Source organism: Azospirillum griseum (assembly GCF_003966125.1).
Classification (GTDB): Bacteria; Pseudomonadota; Alphaproteobacteria; order Azospirillales; family Azospirillaceae; genus Azospirillum; species Azospirillum griseum.
Map to the genome: position 1 here is coordinate 18,836 of NZ_RXMA01000049.1, position 3,663 is coordinate 22,498.

General features: G+C 67.0%; 5 protein-coding genes. All 5 read left to right on the top strand.

Translation table 11 applies throughout. The features are described 5' to 3' along the window. On the top strand, nucleotides 1-400 hold a 400-nt coding region (locus tag EJ903_RS27850; RefSeq protein WP_246015967.1), incomplete at its 5' end, for an electron transfer flavoprotein subunit beta/FixA family protein. Nucleotides 401-402: 2 nt separating this feature from the next. Further along, nucleotides 403-1,332 (top strand): electron transfer flavoprotein subunit alpha/FixB family protein, encoded by a 930-nt coding sequence (locus EJ903_RS25120; protein ID WP_126620620.1) that lies wholly within the window; start codon nucleotides 403-405, stop codon nucleotides 1,330-1,332. Between the two features lie 83 nt (nucleotides 1,333-1,415). Beyond that, nucleotides 1,416-2,570 carry a Re/Si-specific NAD(P)(+) transhydrogenase subunit alpha gene (locus EJ903_RS25125; protein WP_126620621.1) on the top strand — a complete coding sequence of 385 codons (1,155 nt, stop codon included), beginning with the start codon at nucleotides 1,416-1,418 and terminating at the stop codon, nucleotides 2,568-2,570. 23 nt (nucleotides 2,571-2,593) lie between these two features. Next, entirely contained in the window at nucleotides 2,594-3,010 is a 417-nt protein-coding gene (locus EJ903_RS25130) for an NAD(P) transhydrogenase subunit alpha part 2 (RefSeq protein WP_126620622.1), read from the top strand. A gap of 4 nt (nucleotides 3,011-3,014) precedes the next feature. Next, nucleotides 3,015-3,663: NAD(P)(+) transhydrogenase (Re/Si-specific) subunit beta (locus tag EJ903_RS25135; protein WP_148105304.1), on the top strand; the 649-nt coding region annotated here is incomplete at its 3' end.

The following is a 3,663-nucleotide window of genomic DNA, read 5'->3' on the forward strand; positions in this document are numbered from 1 at the left end:
ACAGGCGATTGACGACGATTGCAACCAGACCGGCCAGATGCTGGCCGCGCTGCTGGGCTGGGGCCAGGGGACCTTCGCGTCGAAGGTGGTTCCGGGATCGGGCAACGTTGCGGTGACGCGCGAAATCGACGGCGGTCTGGAAACGGTGGAGCTGGCCTTGCCCGCCATCGTCACCGCTGACCTGCGCCTGAACGAGCCGCGCTACGCCAGCCTTCCCAACATCATGAAGGCGAAGAAGAAGCCGCTGGAAACCGTCACGCCGGACGCGCTGGGCGTCGATGTGACGCCGCGCCTGACCACGCTGAAGGTGGCCGAACCGGCCAAGCGCAGCGCGGGTGTGAAGGTGGCCGACGTGGCCGCCCTGGTGGACAAGCTGAAGACCGAAGCGCGGGTGATCTGACCATGGCCATTCTCGTCATTGCCGAACACGACAACGCCGCGCTGAAGGCGGCCACCCTGAACGCCGTGACCGCCGCCGCCAAGATCGGCGGGGACGTGCATCTGCTGGTCGCCGGGTCGGGCGCGCAGGCGGTGGCGACCGCCGCCGCTGCGGTGTCCGGCGTGTCCAAGGTGCTGCTGGCCGACGATGCGGCCTATGAACACGCGCTGGCCGAACCGCTGGCGGCGCTGGTGGTGTCGTTGGCCGGTGGCTATGGCCACATCCTGGCCCCGGCGACCTCGGTGGGCAAGAATCTGCTGCCGCGCGTCGCCGCCTTGCTGGACGTCGCCGCCATCTCCGACATCACCGGCGTGGTGTCGGCCGACACCTTCGAACGGCCGATCTACGCGGGCAACGCCATCGCCACCGTCCAGTCCAAGGATGCGGTGAAGATCATCACCGTGCGCGGGACCGCCTTTGAAGCGGCGGCGACGACCGGCGGAACGGCGGCGGTCGAGAGCGTCGCGGCGGCGGCCAACCCCGGCCTGTCGCGTTTCGTCTCGGCGGAACTGTCAAAGTCGGAACGCCCCGAACTGACCTCGGCCCGTATTGTGGTGTCGGGCGGTCGCGGCATGCAGTCGGGCGAGAATTTCCCGCTGCTGGAGGCGCTGGCCGACAAGCTGGGGGCCGCCGTCGGGGCCTCGCGCGCGGCGGTCGACGCCGGGTTCGTGCCCAACGACTATCAGGTCGGCCAGACCGGCAAGATCGTCGCGCCAGACCTCTACATCGCCGTCGGCATCTCCGGTGCCATCCAGCATCTGGCGGGCATGAAGGACAGCAAGGTCATCGTCGCCATCAACAAGGACGAAGAGGCCCCGATCTTCCAGGTCGCCGATTACGGCCTGGTCGCCGACCTCTTCAAGGCCGTCCCGGAGCTGACCGCCGCGCTGTAAGCGGGGTGGTCGGCTCGGGCCGCGACACAGGTGAAGCGTGACAACGCCGCGATGCTGCGCGCGATACAGGGATGGAACGGGGCATGAAGATCGCAATTCCGCGCGAACGACGTGCGGGAGAACTCCGCGTTGCCGCGTCACCGGAAACGGTGAAGAAGTTGAAGGGGCTCGGGCTTGATGTGGTTGTGGAAAGCGGTGCCGGTCTTGGCTCCAGCCTTCCCGACGCCGCGTTTGAGGCTGCGGGCGCGACGATCGCCGCCGATGCGGCGTCGGCGCTGGCCGGGGCCGACATCGTGTTGAAGGTGCAACGTCCGCTCCTCTCGGGGGAAGGGTCGGACGGGGTGGATGAACTGGCGCTGTTGAAAAAGGGCGCGCTGCTGTTCGCCATCCTGAACCCGCACAACAGCCGCGACCATGTGAAGGCCTACGCCGCTGCGGGCGTGAACGCCTTTGCCATGGAGTTCATGCCGCGCATCACGCGCGCGCAGGTGATGGACGTGCTGTCGTCGCAGGCCAACCTCGCCGGGTACAAGGCGGTGGTGGACGCGGCGACGGAGTATGGCCGGGCCTTTCCGATGATGATGACCGCCGCCGGAACGGTTCCGCCCGCGCGCGCCTTCATCATGGGCGTGGGGGTGGCGGGCTTGCAGGCCATCGCCACGGCCAAGCGGCTGGGGGCCATCGTGTCGGCGACCGACGTGCGTCCGGCGGTGAAGGAGCAGGTCCAGTCGCTGGGCGGCAGCTTCGTCGCGGTTGAGAATGACGAGTTCAAGCAGGCCGAAACCGCCGGCGGCTACGCCAAGGAGATGAGCGACGATTACAAGCGCCAGCAGGCCGCCTTGGTCGCCGAGCACATCAAGAAGCAAGACATCGTCATCACGACAGCGCTGATTCCGGGCCGCAAGGCCCCGATCCTGGTGACGGCGGAGCATGTCGCCTCGATGAAGCCGGGGTCGGTCATCATCGATCTGGCGGTGGAGCAGGGCGGCAACGTCGAAGGCTCCAAACTGGGCGAAACGGTCGTCACCGCCAACGGGGTGAAGATCGTCGGCCACGCCAACTACCCCAGCCGCATCGCCGAGTCCGCCTCGCTGCTCTACGCCAAGAACCTGTTGGCGCTGCTGACGGCGCTGAACGACAAGGAGAAGGGCATCACCGTCAATTGGGACGACGAGATCGTGAAGGCCATCGCGCTGACCCGCGACGGGGCCGTCATCCATCCCGCCTTCGCCGGTTGAGCGGCTTCGAGGAGACCTTCCGCATGGATCAGAACCAACTCGCCGCCCGGGTCGCCGATCTCAAGGCGCAAGTGGCGGCTCTTGGCCAGCAGGCCGATCTGCTGGCCACCCAGGTCGCCAACGCGGCGCACCCCGCCGCCGAGGCCGCCGGGCATGGCAGCTTCTTCGTCACCGGCCTGACCGTTCTCGTCCTGGCCTGCTTCGTTGGCTATTACGTGGTGTGGCGGGTGACGCCCGCCCTGCATTCGCCGCTGATGGCCGTCACCAACGCGGTGTCGTCGGTCATCATCGTCGGCGCGCTGGTCGCCGCCGGACCCGCCGGGTTCGGTTTTTCCAAGGTGATGGGCTTCCTGGCCGTGATTCTGGCCAGCGTCAACATCTTCGGCGGCTTCCTGGTGACGCAGCGCATGCTGTCCATGTTCAAGAAGAAGGGCAAGTAAGACCATGGAAACCTTGTCCGCTCTTCTCTATCTGGTCGCGTCGATCTGCTTCATCATGGCGTTGCGCGGCCTGTCCAGCCCGGAAACCTCGCGGCAGGGCAACATCTACGGCATGGTCGGCATGACCATCGCCATCCTGACCACGCTGGCCTCGCCCATCGTCCAATCCTATTGGCTGATCGTGCTGGGCATCGCCATCGGCGGGGCCATCGGCTACGTCGTCGCCAAGAAGATCGAGATGACGGCGCTGCCGCAGCTCGTCGCCGCCTTCCACTCGCTGGTCGGTCTGGCCGCCGTCTTCGTGGCGTTGGCCGCCTTCTACTCGCCGGAAGCCTATGGCATCGGGTCCGCCGGGGCGATCGCCAAGGGGTCGCTGATCGAAATGGCGCTGGGCACGGCGGTGGGTGCGATCACCTTCACCGGCTCCATCGTCGCCTTTGCCAAGCTGCAAGGGCTGGTGACGGGCAAGCCGCTGGTCTTCCCGATGCAGCACCCGCAGAACGCGGCGCTGGGCGTGCTGAGCCTGCTGCTGATCGTCTGGCTGGTGCAGTCGAACTCCACCGTTGCCATGTGGCTGATCATCATCGTGGCGCTGGCGCTGGGCTTCCTGCTGATCCTGCCGATCGGCGGGGCCGACATGCCGGTCGTCATCT